The sequence below is a fragment of the Pannonibacter phragmitetus DSM 14782 genome, from assembly GCF_000382365.1.
Classification (GTDB): domain Bacteria; phylum Pseudomonadota; class Alphaproteobacteria; order Rhizobiales; family Stappiaceae; genus Pannonibacter; species Pannonibacter phragmitetus.
Genome location: NZ_KB908221.1, coordinates 45,053 through 61,633, shown reverse-complemented (window position 1 = coordinate 61,633; position 16,581 = coordinate 45,053). Strand labels below are relative to the sequence as shown.

The 16,581-nt window shown below is 62.9% G+C and carries 12 protein-coding genes; 10 read left to right on the top strand and 2 right to left on the bottom strand.

The window, feature by feature from the left end:
• The first annotated feature begins 172 nt into the window (after nt 1-172).
• The 5 genes from H163_RS0112220 to H163_RS0112200 all read left to right on the top strand — a co-directional run bounded on the left by H163_RS0112220 (nt 173) and on the right by H163_RS0112200 (nt 7,259).
• Nucleotides 173-1,273, top strand: coding sequence for a TRAP transporter substrate-binding protein (locus tag H163_RS0112220; protein ID WP_019964873.1), 1,101 nt, complete (start codon nt 173-175; stop codon nt 1,271-1,273).
• Between the two features lie 85 nt (nt 1,274-1,358).
• The gene (locus tag H163_RS0112215) at nt 1,359-2,366 is read left to right on the top strand and encodes a TRAP transporter small permease subunit (RefSeq protein ID WP_019964872.1); all 1,008 of its coding nucleotides are present in this window, start codon (nt 1,359-1,361) and stop codon (nt 2,364-2,366) included.
• Nucleotides 2,367-2,385: 19 nt separating this feature from the next.
• The gene (locus tag H163_RS0112210) at nt 2,386-5,052 is read left to right on the top strand and encodes a TRAP transporter large permease (protein WP_019964871.1); all 2,667 of its coding nucleotides are present in this window, start codon (nt 2,386-2,388) and stop codon (nt 5,050-5,052) included.
• Nucleotides 5,053-5,130: 78 nt separating this feature from the next.
• Nucleotides 5,131-5,664 (top strand): TRAP transporter small permease subunit, encoded by a 534-nt coding sequence (locus tag H163_RS0112205; RefSeq protein ID WP_019964870.1) that lies wholly within the window; start codon nt 5,131-5,133, stop codon nt 5,662-5,664.
• Nucleotides 5,665-5,672: 8 nt separating this feature from the next.
• Nucleotides 5,673-7,259: a TRAP transporter large permease gene (locus H163_RS0112200; protein WP_019964869.1), complete on the top strand. Its 1,587-nt coding sequence runs from the start codon at nt 5,673-5,675 to the stop codon at nt 7,257-7,259.
• Nucleotides 7,260-7,274: 15 nt separating this feature from the next.
• On the opposite strand, the gene H163_RS0112195 is transcribed toward H163_RS0112200, so the two are convergent.
• Both H163_RS0112195 and H163_RS0112190 read right to left on the bottom strand, forming a co-directional pair.
• Nucleotides 7,275-8,018 (bottom strand): response regulator transcription factor, encoded by a 744-nt coding sequence (locus tag H163_RS0112195; protein WP_019964868.1) that lies wholly within the window; start codon nt 8,016-8,018, stop codon nt 7,275-7,277.
• Complete coding sequence (locus H163_RS0112190; protein ID WP_019964867.1) at nt 8,008-9,996, bottom strand: PAS-domain containing protein; 1,989 nt, start codon at nt 9,994-9,996, stop codon at nt 8,008-8,010. Before H163_RS0112190 ends, H163_RS0112195 begins: the two co-directional genes overlap by 11 nt.
• A gap of 253 nt (nt 9,997-10,249) precedes the next feature.
• Here H163_RS0112190 and H163_RS0112185 point away from each other — a divergent pair, with 253 nt between their 5' ends.
• The 5 genes from H163_RS0112185 to H163_RS0112165 all read left to right on the top strand — a co-directional run bounded on the left by H163_RS0112185 (nt 10,250) and on the right by H163_RS0112165 (nt 16,534).
• Nucleotides 10,250-12,235 carry an AMP-binding protein gene (locus H163_RS0112185; protein ID WP_026355772.1) on the top strand — a complete coding sequence of 662 codons (1,986 nt, stop codon included), beginning with the start codon at nt 10,250-10,252 and terminating at the stop codon, nt 12,233-12,235.
• Nucleotides 12,232-13,062, top strand: coding sequence for an ABC transporter ATP-binding protein (locus H163_RS0112180; protein WP_019964865.1), 831 nt, complete (start codon nt 12,232-12,234; stop codon nt 13,060-13,062). The genes H163_RS0112185 and H163_RS0112180 overlap by 4 nt, the downstream gene beginning before the upstream one ends.
• Before the next feature lie 11 nt (nt 13,063-13,073).
• Complete coding sequence (locus tag H163_RS0112175; protein WP_019964864.1) at nt 13,074-14,027, top strand: branched-chain amino acid ABC transporter permease; 954 nt, start codon at nt 13,074-13,076, stop codon at nt 14,025-14,027.
• A gap of 6 nt (nt 14,028-14,033) precedes the next feature.
• The gene (locus H163_RS0112170) at nt 14,034-15,110 is read left to right on the top strand and encodes a branched-chain amino acid ABC transporter permease (protein ID WP_019964863.1); all 1,077 of its coding nucleotides are present in this window, start codon (nt 14,034-14,036) and stop codon (nt 15,108-15,110) included.
• 98 nt (nt 15,111-15,208) lie between these two features.
• Nucleotides 15,209-16,534 (top strand): ABC transporter substrate-binding protein, encoded by a 1,326-nt coding sequence (locus H163_RS0112165; RefSeq protein ID WP_019964862.1) that lies wholly within the window; start codon nt 15,209-15,211, stop codon nt 16,532-16,534.
• The last annotated feature ends 47 nt before the right edge of the window (nt 16,535-16,581 follow it).

Genomic DNA, 16,581 nt, shown 5'->3' with positions numbered 1-16,581 from the left:
CCCGCTTGCGGCAATAAAATTGCCGGAAAGCAGCGTCTTTTCAGTAGTACTACGGAAAAGATGCGCAGAAACACGACTAGCGCCTCATTCAAAGGATCACCTAGACACAGACAGGTGTCAGTGCAAGGCTCCAAAGTGGCTGAGCACTCGCCATATCTGGGAGGATATCGTTATGGATCGTCGTTCGTTTATCAAGAAGGCTGGCATTGGCGCAGGCGGTATTGCTGCCGCCACCACGCTTGCCGCTCCGGCAATTGCGCAGTCCCGCACCGACATGGTGATCGTATCCACCTGGCCGCGCGACATGCCGGGCCTTGGTGTTTCCGCGCAGCGCCTGGCGGCCCGTATCGCCGAGCTGACTGAAGGCCGCATCAACGTGCAGTACTTCGCCGCCGGTGAGCGCGTCGGTGCATTCGATGCCTTCGACGAAGTGGCCTCGGGCAACGCACAGGCCTATATCGGTGCCGACTATTACTGGAAGGGCAAGCACCCGGCGTGGTCCTATTTCACGGCGGTTCCGTTCGGCCTGACCTATGCCGAAATCGACGCCTGGATCAAGGTTGGCGGCGGCCAGGAACTGTGGGACGAGCTGGCTGACCAGTTTGGCCTCAAGAACTTCAACGCCGGCAACACCGGCGTGCAGATGGGCGGCTGGTTCAACAAGGAAATTGAAACTGCCGACGATCTCAAGGGTCTGAAGATGCGCATTCCGGGCCTTGGCGGCGACGTCATGGCCAAGCTGGGTGCCTCGCCGGTGTCCCTGCCGGGCGGCCAGATCTACGAAAACCTCGTCTCCGGCGCCGTCGATGCGACCGAGTGGGTCGGCCCGTGGAACGACTATTTCATGAAGTTCTACGAAGCCGCCAAATACTACTACTATCCGGGCATGCATGAGCCGGGCTCCATGCTGGCGCTGGGCTGCAACAAGTCCTGGTTCTCCAAGCTGTCGAAGATCGACCAGATGATCGTCGAGGCAGCCTGCAACGAGGAAAATGCTTTCTCGATGGCAGAGGCGAACGGCTTCAACGGTGCCTATCTCGACAAGCTCATCAATGAGCATGGCGTCGTGCTGAAGCAGTTCTCCGACGAAGTCTATGACGCCTTCGGCGATGCATCGGCAGCAGTGTTCGAGGAGACCATCCAGCACGGCGACCTGACCAAGCGCGTTCACGAAAGCTTCGTGAAGGCCCGTTCGGAAGTGGGCCGCTGGATGCTTCTGGCTGACACCGGCTACACGGTGCAGCGCAACCGCGTGCTCGGCATCAAGGTCTGACCGCCACTGGCGTCCACCTGACCGGGGGGCGGGGCTAGCCCCGCCCCCTTCCTGGTTCAAACCTTTTTTGACGAGGCGTTTGACGATGACGGCCTTGAACCCGGTTCAAGGCGCCGCTGCTGAGACTGCGCGTGCGCTGGAATCCCGGACCGGTGGTGTTCTTGCCATCCGGCTGTTCGGTTGGATCAATCTGGCAGTCATGACTGCCTTCCTGATCAACAACTACCTCACCTACTGGCAGGGTTTTCCCGGGCCCGGAACCGGATCGGCCGGTGCGCAGATGCAGACCGGCCTTTATGCCGTTCTGGCGCTTCTGGCTGTGGCCTATGTGCTTTATCCCCGTTCCCCCGGACTGCGCGCCGACAGCGAGCGTATCAACAGGCTGAACGCTTTCCTGATCCGCTGGGCATTCTGGGCGGTGGTCATCGTCGGGATTGCCGACACAACGATCTCTTTCCTGCGGGTCGAAGGCGTTCTGGAGGCTGTGGTAGGCAATCAGCTGGCAAGTGATCTGGGGCGCGCGCAGTTCCGCGGCGGCTATGTCCACATGCCGCTCATCGCCTTGTCGGTTCTGCTTGCGGCCGTCACGCGGACTCTCGGGTTCTACTGGCTGGCCCTGCTGGTGGTGGTATCCCAGCTTCTGATCGTGCTGGGCCGCTTCGTCTTTTCCTATGAACAGGCGTTCCTGTCCGACCTCGTGCGCTTCTGGTATGCGGCGCTGTTCCTGTTCGCCTCCGCCTACACGCTCCTTGAAGAAGGGCATGTGCGTGTGGATGTGCTTTATGCCGGCTTCGGCGAGACGGCGAAGGGCTTTGCCAATGCCTTTGGTGCCATCGCCTTCGGCATGGTGTTCTGCTGGACCATTCTCTACTTCGGTCTGGGATCAAGGCAGTCGATCATCAACAGCCCCATGCTCTCCTATGAGACGACACAGGCAGGCTTCGGCCTTTATGTGAAGTATCTGATGGCGGGCTTCCTTGGTGTCTTCGCCGTGACGATGATGATCCAGTTCGTCAGCTATCTGTTTGCTGCCGTGGCGGACATGCGCGGCGAACCCGGCCGCCGCGAACTTTCCGGCTCCATCAAGCACTGACCCAGCAGGATTTGCACCTATGGAACTGTTTTTCCTTATTCTGCTGATCGTCCTGATGGCGGCGGCGCTTGGCTCGGGCTTTCCCGTCGCCTTTGCCCTGCCAGGATCGGCAATCATCTCCATCGGCCTGGCTGCGGGCGCAGGCTATCTGTTTGCCGGCAATACCGATGCCTATTTCGCCCATGGCGGCCCAAGCCAATGGCTGAGCGCGGGCGTTACCAACTTCCGCGGCATTTACTGGGAGGCCGAGCGGGACACGCTCATAGCCATCCCGCTGTTCATCTTCATGGGCATCATGCTGCAGCGGTCGAAGATCGCCGAGGACCTGCTGATCACCATGGCGCGGCTGTTCGGGCCGGTGCCGGGCGGTCTGGGCATTTCGGTCATCCTGGTGGGTGCGCTGCTCGCCGCCACCACCGGCATTGTCGGTGCCACAGTCGTGGCCATGGGGCTCATCTCGCTGCCTGCGATGATGCGCAACAACTACTCGGTGCCTCTGGCCACCGGTACGATCGCCGCCTCCGGCACGCTGGGCCAGATCATTCCGCCCTCCATCGTGCTGATCATTCTGGCGGACCAGCTGTCCTCCAGCGTCGATCAGGCCGGCAACCTGCGTCAGGCCCTCTTCCGCGATGCCAATGGCGCCGGCCAGATGCCGTCTGACCTTGCCATCGCCTCCACCAGCGCGGGCGAGCTGTTCCTCGGTGCCATCCTGCCCGGTCTGCTGCTCGTGGGCCTCTACGTGCTGTTCATGCTTGGCTTTGCGCTCATCAACCCCAAGGCTGCGCCTGCGGTGCGCAGCGAGGGCAAGATGGACCGGCAGTTCCTGTTCCAGGTGTTCATCACGCTGGTGCCGCCGCTCGCGCTGATCGTGCTGGTGCTCGGCTCGATCATGGCCGGCATCGCCACGGTCAACCAGGCCGGCGCTGTCGGTGCCATCGGTGCCATGATCATGGCTGGCTACCGGCTGCAGGACGGCAAGGGCAAGGGCGTCTATACGCCGGCGATTATTGCCATTCTGGCGCTTCTGGGCATTGCCGTCGCCGTCAGCTTCTATGACACCAATATCAAGCGGGTCTTCGCCAATGGCGATACGACCGGCATCGTCCTTGGTGCCATCGCCGTTTCGATGCTTGTCTTTGCCGTGATCTGGAGCGGCTGGCGCACGATGGTGACGGACAACACCCTGCGCGAGGTGATGATCGAGACGGCCAAGGGCTCGTGCCTCGTGTTCATCATCCTGATTGGCGCGGCCATGCTGACATCGGCTTTCCGCGCCTTTGGCGGTGAGGATCTTGTCAAGGACTTCCTGCAAGGCCTGCCCGGCGGCTTCTGGGCCCAGTTCTTCATGGTCATGCTGGTTGTCTTCATCCTCGGCTTCTTCCTCGACTTCATCGAAATTGCCGTGGTGGTGGTGCCGATTGTTGCGCCGATCCTGCTGGCAGATCCGTCCGCCAACGTGACGGCCGTCTGGCTGGGCGTGATGTTCGGCCTCAACCTGCAGACCTCCTTCCTCACCCCGCCCTTCGGCTTCGCGCTCTTCTATCTGCGCGGCGTGGCTCCGGCTGTGGTGAAGACAGTGCAGATCTACAAGGGGGTTCTGGCCTTCATCGGCATTCAGTTGCTGGCGCTGACAATCGTCGGTTTCTATCCGCAGATCGTCAACTATCTGCCGAACCGGTCCTCGCTGCTGTCCGAGACTGCACCGCCGCCGAAGAACCCGCGTCTGCAATATTGCATCGAGACCTACACCAGCCAGCAGTTCCGCCAGAATGGCGCTGCGATCACCGCCGCCATCAGTCAGCTCAAGGGAACGGATGTCAGCTATCTGCCGTCCGATCTGCAGCAGGAACTGAAATCCGGCTTGCAGAATGCCGGGAAGGCCCTTCCGCAGATGGCGGAGATCGATGCGGCTGTGGCTGCCGTCACGCAGGCCGCAGTTACCTACCGTCCGCTGCAGATTCAGGTGCGGGCCATCGAGCGGGATGCGCGCAAGATCGAGCGTGAAATCAAGGAACTGGAGGTGATCATTTCGCGCTCCGGTCCGACCGGCATCTATTCTGCGGAGCGGGGAGAAGACGCAAAGGCGGAAATGGCAGAGTTGCAGGCGGCGCATGATGCGCTGCTGGCGAAGATCCCGGCCAACTGGACGGCAGATCATGATGCCTTTGCGCTGGTGCAGGATGCTGAGAACAAGGCCCGTCTCGCCTACCGCCGCCTTGTGGACAATGCCTCCGAGCCTGTGATGAAGGTGACCGCCGCGCTTCAGGCCGCACCTGCCCTGCAGGAAATGGAGCAGAAGTTCACGGCCCTGCAGGACGCGGTCATCTCCAAGCCTTTGCCCGAGGCGCTGGAGCAGATCGACCTGCTGCGCAGCGAGGTTTCCGCACTGGAGGGCACGGCCGAGATCCGCAAGGGGATCAACGAGGCCCGCAAGATCATGCGCTCCAATGCGCCCGATCCGCAGGCAGCTGTGGCCGAGCTGGACAACTCCATCGCCGCGCTCAAGCAAGATCTCGCGTGGCGCCAGCGCGCCTTTGACGAGTTGCTGCCGAAGATCAGCGCCTATGATGCTGCCACCAGCGGCACCATAGGCCTGCGCCAGCTGCCGCGCCTGCCGCGTGACGTTGCGGTGGCGCTGGCGCCGTGCCTGTCGAAACACCGGGATGTCTCGCTGAATTTCTGACAGCTGGCTATTGACGAAAGCAGGGCGGGGATGGCTGATGGTCTTCCCCGCCCTTTGCTTTTCCGAAAAGGCTCCGCGATGTTCCGCACCGCTCAGGTGATCACGTCCCTCAATTCGGCGATTGGCCGCGCCGTGTCCTGGCTGATGCTGGGCATTGTGCTGGTGCAGTTTGCGGTGGTCATCCTGCGGTATGTGTTCGGTGCAGGGTCGGTCTGGGTGCAGGAAAGCATCCTCTACATGCACGGCTTCCTGTTCCTGCTCTCCGCCGCCTATGCGCTGGCCATTGATGCCCATGTGCGGGTGGATGTGTTCTACCGGGATGCCAGCCCCGCCCGCAAAGCGCTGGTGGATCTGGCCGGGTGTGCCCTGTTCCTCCTGCCCATGTGCGCCGTCATCCTCTGGCACGCCTGGCCCTTCGTGCAGATCTCCTGGATGATCCGGGAAGGCTCGCGCGAGACGTCGGGCATTCCGGCGCTTTATGTGCTGAAGACGGCGATCCTCGTCTATGCCGGGCTGCTGGCGCTGCAGGGCCTGGCCTTGATGCTGCGCGCTGCCGCGGCCCTCTCGGGCAATGCTCCAGCGCTTGAAACATTCGCCCGGAAAGAGGGCTGAGACAGACCATGGACCTGATTTCCATCCTCGACATCCTTATGTTCGCCACGGCTGTGGTCTGCCTGATGGCCGGTTTCCCGGTGGCCTTCACGCTGGCAGGCGTTGCTCTCGTCTTTGCGCTGCTGGGGCATTTCTCAGGTGCTTCCTTGTCGCTCGGGGCCATTCCGCTGCGCATCTTCGGCATCATGACGAACGAGACGCTGATTGCGGTGCCGCTCTTCATCTTCATGGGCGTCATGCTGGAGCGCTCCAAGGTGGCGGAAGATCTGCTGGAGGCCATGGGCCGCCTCTTCGGCAAGATGCCCGGCGGGCTCGGCCTTTCGGTCTCTATTGTCGGCGCCCTGCTGGCCGCCTCCACCGGCATCGTCGGCGCCACGGTGGTGACCATGGGGCTCCTGTCCCTGCCGACCATGCTGCGCAACGGCTACAGCCCGCGCCTTGCCACCGGCTCGATTGCTGCGGCCGGAACGCTGGGCCAGATCATTCCGCCGTCGATCGTGCTGGTGTTCCTCGCTGACCAGCTGTCCAGCGCCTATCAGACGGCGCAGCGCAACCTCGGCAACTGGTCGCCGGACCCGTTCTCGGTGGGCGATCTTTTCGCCGCTGCCCTCATTCCCGGCCTCTGCCTCGTCGGCCTTTACATCGCCTATCAGATGGCCGTTGCCTTCCTGTCGCCCCATAAGGCCCCGCCCATGCGCGGAACGGATGGCGGCGCGCCGCAGAAGGTGAGCCTGAAGGAACTGGTCAGCGTGCTGGTGCCGCCACTGGCGCTGATCATCGCCGTTCTCGGCTCGATCCTGGCCGGTGTGGCAACGCCGACGGAAGCTGCCGCAGTCGGCGCCGTGGGTGCGCTGCTTTTGGCGGGCTTCCGGGCCGATGTGTCGCGGCCCCTGCCGGTTTATGCCGGGGCGGTCTGCCTGCTGGCAGCGCTTGCCCTGTCGCGGGTGGTGGATCTTCGCATCACCCGGCTGGAAATCGGGGCGCTGGAATGGGCCGGCATCGGCCTTGCGGCGCTGCTGTGTCTTGTTGGTGCCTGGGGGATTGCCGTCTGCCTTGCCCGCGTGCTGCGCTCGGGCGTGCTGGCGCCGGTCATCCAGTCCTCGACGCAGATCACTGCCATGGTCTTCACCATCATGATCGGCGCCACCTTCTTCTCGCTGGTGTTCCGGGATCTGGGCGGTGACGAGCTGGTGCACTCCCTGCTGAAGGATCTGCCGGGCGGCGCACTTGGCGCCATGCTGGCGGTCATGCTCGTCATGTTCGTGATGGGCTTCTTCCTTGATTTTCTGGAGATCGTTTTCGTCGTGGTGCCGCTGGTTGCCCCGGTGCTGCTGCAACTGCCCATGCCCGACGGCAGTTCCATGCATCCGGCCTGGCTGGGCGTGATGATGGCGGTCAACCTGCAGACCTCCTTCCTCACCCCGCCCTTCGGCTTTGCCCTGTTCTATCTGCGTGGTGTAGCCCCAGCCTCCGTGCGCAGCTCGGACATCTACCTCGGCATCATTCCCTTCGTGCTGATCCAGCTGCTGATGCTGGTGATCCTCTGGTTCGTGCCGCAGCTTGCCACCTGGCTGCCGGAGGCGATCTACGGGTAGAGCCCGCGCAGGGCATTACGCCCAGTCCACCTGTGCCGTCAGCATGTAGCCCGAGCCGTAAATGGTGCGGATGAGGGGCGTATCGGATTCGGTCGCCAGCTTCTTGCGGATGCGGGAGATGCGCACGTCGATGGAGCGGTCGAGGCTGTCGTCGCGGCCGCCGTGCTCCAGCAGGTAGTCACGCGAGAGCACGCGCTTGGGCGCCCGCAGCAGGGCCTCCAGCAGCGTTGCTTCGCCGGTGGAGAGGAACGTCTCCTCGCCCGAGGGAGAGACGAGGCGCAGGGCGCCGGGATGAAAGGTCCAGCCGGCAAAGCGGGCGGCATTGCCCTTGCCGGGAGCTGCAGTCTGACGCTCGGACGAGCGGCGCAGCACGGAGCGCAGCCGCGCCACGATCTCGCGCGGGTCGAAGGGCTTCACCACATAATCGTCTGCCCCCATCTCCAGCCCCATCACCCGGTCGGAGGAGTGGCTGCGGGCGGAGAGCACGATGACGGGCAGGGAGGTGCGTTTGCGGATCTCGTTGATGAGGCTCATGCCGTCCATGTCCGGCAGGCCAAGGTCGATGAGGCAGGCGTCGGGCAGCTGCTGGTCCATCATGGCAAGCATCTTGCCCGCCTGCTGGAAGCAGACCGAGCGGAAGCCGTAGACCTCCAGGGTGCTGGCCAGAATGGAACAGATCTCCGCCTCGTCATCGCAGATGTAAACCAGCCCGGACGTGGCTGTTGTGCTGCTTCCGGTGCCGGGCGTCTCAGGCGTCATGTGCGGTGATCTTCCTCAAGGTTTCAGACAGTGCCGCCATGTCAAAGGGCTTGGTCAGAAGCGGAAAAGCTGCGGCATCGGCCTTCTGGCAGGTCCCGCCGGCAGGCGCACCATAGTCGGCGTAGCCGCTCATCAGCGCAATGCCGATGTCCGGCCGTCCCTGCCGGATCTGGCGCACAAGGGCGAGCCCGTTCATCTGGCCAGGCATCACCACATCGGACAGCACGGCCCGGATTTCCCGAACATCTTGCGCCAGCTCGAGGGCATCTGCCGGGCTTTCCGCCGTCAGCACTGTGTAGCCGAGGTCGCGAATCTGCAGGGCAACAGCTTCGGCCACGGCTGCTTCATCCTCCACCAGCAGGATCAGCTCACCGCAGCCCATGGCAAGGGCCTTTTGTGCGCCCTCGGCCCCCGTTCCGGAAGGGCCGGTGCTGGCGCTGAGGGGCAGCAGCAGCGACACGGTGGTGCCTGCGCCGGGGGCGGTGGAAATATCCGCATGCCCGCCCGCCTGCCGGGCAAGGCCATAGACCATCGACAGGCCAAGGCCGGAACCGGTGCCGAAGGGCTTTGTCGTGAAGAAAGGCTCGAAGGCCCGCTGCCGGGTGGCTTCATCCATGCCCTGGCCAGTATCGCGTACGCTGATGCGGGCATGGGCGCCTGCGCTCAGGCCGGTGCCGGGCAGATCGCGCTCCGCCAGCTGCTCCTGCGACAGACTGACGGTGATGCTGCCGCCTTCCGGCATGGCATCGCGCGCATTGAAGACAAGGTTGACGATGGCCGTCTCCAGTTGCGCCGGGTCCACCCGCGCCACCAGCCGTTCGCCGGAAAGATCAAAGGACAGGCTGATGGTGCCGGGGAGTGAGCCATGCAGCAATGTCGCCGTGTTGGCCAGAAGCGGTGCCAGTTCCACGGTCTGCAGGTCTGAGGACTGGCCCCGGCTGAAGGCCAGCATGCGCTGCGTCAGGTCCGCCCCGCGCTGCGCCGCCTGCAGCATGGGGGCAAGGTGGGCCTCCACATCGGCGGGCGTCACCTCACTGCCCTTGCGCTTCAGGCTGAGGAGATTGCCCATCAGGATGGCGAGCAGATTGTTGAAGTCATGCGCCAGCCCGCCGGTCAGCTTGCCGACCGCATCCATGCGCTGCGATTGGGCGAGGGCCGCCTCGTTGCGCTTTTGCTCCGTGGCATCCAGCGACAGCACGAAAACGCCCAGCGTGCGCCGGTCCACCGTCATGTCCGGAATGAGGGTGGAGCGCATGTAGGCCAGCTCGCCGGTCTGCTTGCGGCGGCTGTACTCATAGGACACCGCATGGCCGCTGAACGCATGCTCGATCTGCGGCTGCAATTCGGTGAAAAGCTCTGCCCCCAGCACTTCGCGGGCGGCTCTCCCCGCAATGGACGCGATGGAATGGCCGAACCATTCCGCATAGCGCCGGTTGGCAAAACGGAAGACGGGGCCGGCTCCGGAGCCCGTGTCCGGGGCCATATAGGCCACAAGAGCCGGGATGTTGTCGGTGACGAAGCGCAGCCAGTCCTCGCTTTGGCGCAGGGCGCGGGTGCGCTCGGCCACGGTCCGCTCCAGCTTTTCCTGCCGCCGCCGTTCCTCGGTGATGTCGGTGTAAATGGTGACGAACCCGCCCTGAGGCAGGGGCGTGCCGCGCACGGCGATCACCTGGCCGTTAGGGCGGATGCGCTCGAAATAATGCGGCACGAACTGGCGCGCCCGCTCCAGCCGCCGCTGGATCTTGCCTTCCACATCACCGGGGCCGTATTCCCCGCGCTCCGTGTTGACCCGCAGGAACTCCGCCAGATGCGCGCCGCGCCGGGCCAGTTCCGGCGGAAAGTCCAGCATGTCGCAAAGGCCCCTGTTCCAGGCCACAAGCTGCAGGTTTGCATCGAAGACCGAGAAGCCCTGATTCACATGATCAAGGGCAGCCTGCAGCATGTCGATATATTCGGTGGTGCCGGAGCTGATCGTCATGGCGTGAGTTTAGGCAGAAGGCAGCAGGGAACACCAGTCAGCCATCGGATGAAGGGAGGATGGCGCTGAAACAATTCGTCACAGTCTGAACATACTGGAGCAATGCACCGGGTCTACCGTCAAATGCAACCCATGGTGAAACATCCGCAGGCTCCTCCAAAGAAAGAGCTTGCGGCCCTTCGGGAGGAAGGCGTTTCATGAGGGATAAAACGCGACCCTGGCAAACGGGGCGCCTGGGAGGGTGGACGACGCGATGGCAAGATTGACCAGCGCTGCGAGGGAAGGTGCCGACACCTTTCCGAAGATTCTCTTGTGCAATGCGAAAGAACTCGGATCCCGTACTGCAGTGCGGGAGAAGGACCTTGGTATCTGGCAAAGCTGGACCTGGGCAGAAGTTCTTGACGAAACGCGCAGATTTTCAATCGGCCTGGGCAGAATTGGCTTGAAGGCAGGCGACAAGATCGCCATTGTTGGCGCCAACAGACCCCGGCTTTACTGGTCGATGGTGGCAGCGCAGGCGCTCGGCGCCATCCCGGTTCCGGTCTATGCAGACTCCGTCGCAGAAGAAATGGCCTATGTTCTGGGTCATGCCGAAGTTCGCTTTGCAGTTGTGGAAGATCAGGAGCAGGTCGACAAGCTTCTCTCCATGGCGGAGACCGTGCCGAGCCTGAATGCCGTGATCTATGATGATCCGCGCGGCCTGCGCGACTATGACCACAGCCGCCTGTTCAGCTTCACCGGCGTGCAGGATCTTGGCCGCCAGCATGTGGCAGCAGATCCGAAGGCGGTCAGCGCCTGGGAGGAGGGGCTGGCGCAGGGCAAGGGCAGTGACATTGCCGTGATGCTCTACACCTCCGGCACCACTGGCCGCCCCAAGGGCGTCATGCTGTCCTTCGACAATCTGGTCATTTCGGCCCGCAACGCCAATGCCTTCGACAAGCTGGACGAGAGCGAGGACATCCTCGCCTATCTACCGCTGGCCTGGATCGGCGACCACGTGTTCTCGCTGGCGCAGGCCTATACGGCCGGTTACTGCGTCAACTGCCCGGAAAGCCTCGACACGGTGGATCTGGACCGGCTGGAGATCGCACCGACCTATTTCTTCGCTCCCCCGCGTGTTTTCGAAAGCATGCTCACCCGCATCATGGTGCGCATGGAGGACGCGGGCCGGATGAAGAAGGCCATGTTCGACTATTTCATGGGCGTGGCCCGCCGGTCGGGCGAAAAGATCCTCAACGGCCAGCCGGTGCCGCTGAGCGACCGGCTGCTCTATGGCCTTGGCGAGCTTCTGGTCTATGGCCCGCTGAAGAACCGCATTGGCCTGACCCGGCTGAAGGTCGGCTACACGGCGGGTGAAGCCATCGGGCCGGAGATCTTCAGCTTCTACCGCTCGCTCGGCCTCAATCTGAAGCAGCTCTACGGCCAGACGGAAGCCAGCGTCTACATCACCCTGCAGCCGGATGGCGAGATCTTCGCCGATACGGTCGGCAAGCCCGCGCCGCAGGTGGAGCTGAAGATCGCCGAAAACGGCGAGGTGCTCTACCGCTCGCCGGGCACCTTCGTTGCCTATTACAAGAACGACGAGGCCACCCGCACCACCAAGACGGAGGATGGCTGGGTCTTTACCGGTGACGCCGGCTTCATTGCCCCCAACGGCCACCTGAAGATCATCGACCGCGCCAAGGATGTGGGCAAGCTCAATACCGGTGCGCTGTTCGCGCCGAAATACATCGAGAACAAGCTCAAGTTCTTCCCCAACATCAAGGAGGCGGTGGCCTTCGGCAATGAGCGGGATTTCACCGGCGTGTTCCTCAACATCGACCTGACGGCGGTGGGCAGCTGGGCGGAGCGCAACAACGTCAATTACGCCAGCTATCAGGAGCTTGCCGCCCATCCGGACGTCTACCGGATGATCCAGCAGCATGTGGACCAGGTGAACCGGGATCTGGCGGCGGAGCCGATGATGGCGGGTGCGCAGATCCACCGCTTCCTCATCCTGCACAAGGAGCTGGATGCGGATGACGGCGAGCTGACGCGTACGCAGAAGGTCCGCCGCTCCTTCATCGCAGAACGCTATGCCCCGCTGATCGAAGGGCTTTATGACGGTTCCACCTCGCGCCATGTGCGCACTGAAGTGACCTTCGAGGACGGCCGCACGGGCGTCATCGAGGCCACGGTCGAGATCAGGGACATGACGCCGCACGCCCCGGTGCAGGCCATACGGGAGGCTGCAGAATGAATGCCGTGACAGCAACCAGCCTGCCTGCTGCCGAACCGGCGGCCAGAGCCGAACCTGCTCCCGAAGTGCTGCTGAAGGTGGACAATGTCTCGCTGTCCTTCGGCGGTGTGAAGGCGATCACCAACATCTCCTTCGACATCCGCAAGGGCGAGATCCGCGCCATCATCGGTCCCAACGGGGCGGGCAAGACGTCGATGCTCAATGTCATCAACGGCTTCTACCATCCCCAGCAGGGCACCATCACCTGGAGGGGCACGGCCCGCAGCAAGATGCGGCCCTATGATGCGGCGGCGCAGGGCATCGCCCGCACTTTCCAGAATGTGGCGCTGTTCAAGGGCATGAGCACGCTGGACAACATCATGTCCGGCCGCTCGCTGAAGATGCACCGCAACTTCTTCTGGCAGCTCCTGCATTACGGCCCGGCGCGGGACGAGGAAATCGAGCACCGCCGCAAGGTCGAGGACATCATCGACTTTCTGGAGATCCAGGCCATCCGCAAGACGCCGGTGGGCAAGCTGCCCTATGGCCTGCAGAAGCGGGTGGAACTGGGCCGGGCACTGGCCATGGAGCCGGAGCTTCTGCTGCTCGACGAGCCGATGGCCGGCATGAACCTTGAGGAGAAGGAGGACATGAGCCGCTTCATCCTTGATGTGAACCAGCAGTTCGGCACCACCATCGCCCTCATCGAGCATGACATGGGTGTGGTCATGGATCTGTCCGACCGGGTGGTCGTGCTCGACTACGGCAAGAAGATCGCCGATGGCCCCCCTGCCGAGGTGCAGGCCAGTCAGGAAGTCATCGACGCCTATCTCGGCGTGGCGCATTAAGGGGGACGGCGATGCTCTATGATATTTTCATCCTGCCGTTTGCGCAGATGGCCGATCAGCCGGATTTCCTGCTGCAGGTGCTGTGGGAAGGCTTCGTGGCGGGCATTCTCTATGCCCTGATCGCCCTTGGTTTCGTGCTGATCTTCAAGGCCTCCGGCGTCTTCAACTTCGCGCAGGGCATCATGGTGGTGTTCGCCGGGCTGACGCTGGTCGGGCTCTATGAGCACGGGGTTCCTGCGTTTCTGGCGCTGCTGCTGACCATCGGTGTGATGGGCATTCTGGCCTACACCATCGAGCGGGTGGTGATGCGGCCGCTGGTCAACCAGCCGGAAATCATCCTGCTGATGGCGACCATCGGCATGACCTACTTTCTCATCGGTTTCGGCGAGTTCATCTTCGGCGGCGAGCCGAAGCGGATGATCACCGAAGAACTGTGGCTACCGACGGGCTCCACCGCCATCGAGTTTGGCGAGCGCGGCCTCGTCATCCTCCAGCATATCGACATTGCGGCTGCGGTCATCGCCATGCTGATGGTGGCAAGCCTTGGCATCTTCTTCAACAAAACCCGCATCGGCCGTGCACTGCGTGCGGTGGCCGATGACCACCAGGCCGCGCTTTCGGTCGGCATTTCGCTGAACCAGATCTGGGCCATCGTCTGGTTTGCTGCCGGCATCGTGGCGCTGGTGACGGGCATCATGTGGGGGGCGCGTTCGGACGTGTCCTTCGCGCTGGAGATCGTTGCTTTCAAGGCGCTGCCCGTTCTGATCCTTGGCGGCTTCACCTCCATCCCCGGCGCCATCATCGGCGGGCTGATCATCGGCTTCGGCGAGAAGCTCGGCGAGATCTACTGGGGTCCGCTGGTGGGCGGGGGCATCGAGTCCTGGCTCGCCTACATCATCGCCCTGATCTTCCTCCTGTTCCGTCCGCAAGGTCTCTTCGGCGAACGCATCATCGAGCGCGTGTGAGGTCCCATGTTTTACCGTGAGGCAGGCCAGTTCAAGACGAGCTACGAGGCGGATCAGGCGCTGTTCCCGATCCGGCAGGACCGGATCGGCATTGCGATCCTCATCTTTGCAGCCTTTGTCGCAATTCCTTATCTGGCTAATGACTTCTTTCTCAGCTCGATCATGATCCCGTTCCTGGTGTTCTCGCTGGCGGCGATCGGGCTCAACGTGCTGACGGGCTTTGCCGGTCAGCTCTCCCTCGGCTCCGGCGCCTTCATGGGCGTGGGTGCCTATGCAGCCTACAAGCTCACCTCCCTCTTCCCGGATGTGAACGTGATCCTGCTGGTGCTGGTGTCGGGCGTGTTCTCGGCCGGCATCGGCGCGATCTTCGGCCTGCCGAGCCTGCGCATCAAGGGGCTCTATCTGGCGGTGACGACGCTGGCAGCGCAGTTCTTTCTGGAATGGTGCTTCATCCGCATCGGCTGGCTCTACAATTACAACGCCTCCGGCGCCATCGAGATCCCGCACCGGACCATGTTCGGCATCACCATTGCCGGGGCTGAGGCCACACCGCTGACGCGCTACTTCATCGTGCTGTGCATCACGCTTGCCATTGCGGGGCTGGTGTCGAACCTGATCCGCGGCCGCATCGGCCGGTCCTGGATGATGATCCGCGACATGGACATTGCGGCGGAACTGATCGGCATCCGCCCGCTCCGGGCCAAGCTGCTGGCCTTCGCCGTATCGTCCTACATCTGCGGCGTGGCGGGTGCGATGATGGTGTTCTTCTGGCTCAATGCGGCCGAACCCTCGTCCTACTCCATCGCCCTGTCGTTCCAGATCCTGTTCATGGTCATCCTTGGCGGGCTGGGCAGCATCGGCGGCTCGTTCCTGGGCGCTGCCTTCATCTGGATCCTGCCGGTCGTGCTGCGTGCCATTCCGGCCATGACGGGTATCGAGGTGGGGGCCGAGACGATCCAGCATCTGTCTCACATGATCGTGGGCGCGCTGATCATCTTCTTCCTGATCGTGGAACCGCATGGTCTCGCCCGGCTGTGGCAGATCGGCAAGCAGAAGCTTCGGGTGTGGCCGTTCCCGTATTGACGGCCACCTGGAAACAAACCCGGCTGGAGCCTTCGTCCGCCACAACACACAAAGGCAAGCGGACCAGAAAGCCAGCCGTTCTTTGGGAGGAAAGCAACATGAACTTCAAGGCAATCGCATTGGGTACCGCACTTGCGCTGGGGGGCGCCGCGCCCTTCGCCGCCCACACGGCCGCAGCTGCGGAAGGCAACTATATCCCGCTGCTCACCTACCGCACCGGCGCCTTTGCGGGCTCTGGCATCCACATCGCCAATGGCATGTATGACTATCTGCAGATGCTGAACGAGCGCGATGGCGGCATCGGCGGCGTCAAGGTCATCCTTGAAGAGTGCGAGACGGGTTATGATCCGCAGAAGGGCATGGAGTGCTACGAGGCGACCAAGGGTAAGGGCGCCCTGATGTACAACCCGTATAACACCGGCACGACGCTGCAGATCATTCCGAAAGCCGGTGTCGACAAGATTCCGGTTCTGTCCATGGGCTATGGCCTGTCGGCTGCAGCCATCGGCAACACCTTCCCCTGGGTCTTCAACGTGCCGGACACCTACTGGGACGGCCTCTCCGTGGTCATCAAGTACATTGGCGAGCAGGAAGGCGGACTGGACAAGCTGAAGGGCAAGAAGATCGGCTATATCTTCCTTGATGCCGGTTTCGGCCGCGAGCCGCTGCCGCTGCTGGAGCAGCTGTCAAAGACCTACGGTTTCGATGTCACCCAGTATCCGGTGCCGGCCAAGGAAATGCAGAACCAGTCCTCGCAGTGGCTCAACATTCGCCGCGACCGTCCGGATTACGTGATCATGTGGGGCTGGGGCGCGATGAACCCGACCGCCATCAAGGAAGCTGTCAAGACCCGCTTCCCGATGGACAAGATGATCGGCGTGTGGTGGTCCGGCGGTGATGATGATGCCGCAGCCGGTGGCGCCGGTGCCAAAGGCTACAAGGCGCTGAACATCTCCGGCCTCGGCACCGACTATCCGGCACTGGCCGACATCAAGAAGCTGGTCGTCGATGCTGGCAAGTCGCAGACCACCCAAGCCAACTTCGGCACCGTTCTCTACAACCGCGGCGTCCTGAACGGCGTGCTGATTGCCGAAGCCATCCGCACCGCGCAGGAAAAGACCGGCAAGACGGTTCTGACCGGTGCAGATGCCCGTATCGGCCTTGAGGCGCTGGAACTTTCCGAAGAGCGGCTGAAGGAAATCGGCCTGTCCGGCTTCGCCCATCCGATGAAGGTCACCTGTGAGGATCACACCGGTTCGCACCCTGTCTACATTCAGGAGTGGGACGGCACCAAGTGGGTGAAGGCTTCGGACTGGATCGAGCCGATGAAGGACGCCGTGCGTCCGCTGCTTGAGGCCGCCGCCAAGGAATACACCGAGAAGAACGCTCCCTGGCCGGCCCGTACGGAGCCCTGCCCGAACTGACAAGAGTTCAGGAGCGCTTTCTGCCGCGGACGTGAACCGCCCGCGGC

What these genes read in the sequence shown, in the direction of transcription:
- H163_RS0112170 (WP_019964863.1), top strand. Translation starts at nt 14,034, where the DNA reads ATGTTTTACCGTGAGGCAGGCCAGTTCAAGACGAGCTACGAGGCGGAT.
- H163_RS0112180 (WP_019964865.1), top strand. Translation starts at nt 12,232, where the DNA reads ATGAATGCCGTGACAGCAACCAGCCTGCCTGCTGCCGAACCGGCGGCC.
- H163_RS0112175 (WP_019964864.1), top strand. Translation starts at nt 13,074, where the DNA reads ATGCTCTATGATATTTTCATCCTGCCGTTTGCGCAGATGGCCGATCAG.
- H163_RS0112195 (WP_019964868.1), bottom strand. Translation starts at nt 8,018, where the DNA reads ATGACGCCTGAGACGCCCGGCACCGGAAGCAGCACAACAGCCACGTCC.
- H163_RS0112220 (WP_019964873.1), top strand. Translation starts at nt 173, where the DNA reads ATGGATCGTCGTTCGTTTATCAAGAAGGCTGGCATTGGCGCAGGCGGT.
- H163_RS0112190 (WP_019964867.1), bottom strand. Translation starts at nt 9,996, where the DNA reads ATGACGATCAGCTCCGGCACCACCGAATATATCGACATGCTGCAGGCT.
- H163_RS0112215 (WP_019964872.1), top strand. Translation starts at nt 1,359, where the DNA reads ATGACGGCCTTGAACCCGGTTCAAGGCGCCGCTGCTGAGACTGCGCGT.
- H163_RS0112165 (WP_019964862.1), top strand. Translation starts at nt 15,209, where the DNA reads ATGAACTTCAAGGCAATCGCATTGGGTACCGCACTTGCGCTGGGGGGC.
- H163_RS0112210 (WP_019964871.1), top strand. Translation starts at nt 2,386, where the DNA reads ATGGAACTGTTTTTCCTTATTCTGCTGATCGTCCTGATGGCGGCGGCG.
- H163_RS0112185 (WP_026355772.1), top strand. Translation starts at nt 10,250, where the DNA reads ATGGCAAGATTGACCAGCGCTGCGAGGGAAGGTGCCGACACCTTTCCG.
- H163_RS0112205 (WP_019964870.1), top strand. Translation starts at nt 5,131, where the DNA reads ATGTTCCGCACCGCTCAGGTGATCACGTCCCTCAATTCGGCGATTGGC.
- H163_RS0112200 (WP_019964869.1), top strand. Translation starts at nt 5,673, where the DNA reads ATGGACCTGATTTCCATCCTCGACATCCTTATGTTCGCCACGGCTGTG.